1 protein-coding gene is annotated in these 351 nt (G+C 32.8%); it reads right to left on the reverse strand.

Going from position 1 to position 351, the window contains the following annotated elements; translation table 11 throughout:
* A partial coding sequence (locus tag EMN46_RS19555) for a replication initiation protein (RefSeq protein WP_229130467.1) occupies positions 1-320 on the reverse strand: 320 nt, incomplete at its 3' end.
* Positions 321-351: the final 31 nt, after the last annotated feature.

Raw genomic sequence — 351 nt, forward strand, 5'->3', positions numbered from 1 at the left:
TCAGTTTGCTCGTTAATTTCTTCAATGGATGGGTCTATAACCCAAGCAATTAAATTCCCTGTTGTTTTGTATCTTGAACCTAAATCTAGCATTATTCTTAAATCATCTATGGCTATTGAGCGTTCCCCAACAGATTTATATTGAGTTAGTAGCTCATAAATGCGTACAGAGTATGCACCTTGCATTTTTGATACTTCAGATAGCATATATTGAGTGAAGTTAGCTTTTACATTAGATATAAATGGCAATATATCTTTAGAAAACCTAAGAGCAATAATACCCTGATTATCTGTAAATTCTATACGCTGAACCCAACGCATTTTTATTAGTTTGTCATCAATATCTAGGCTA

This window comes from Ancylomarina sp. 16SWW S1-10-2 (genome assembly GCF_009669305.1).
In the GTDB taxonomy this organism is placed as follows: domain Bacteria; phylum Bacteroidota; class Bacteroidia; order Bacteroidales; family Marinifilaceae; genus Ancylomarina.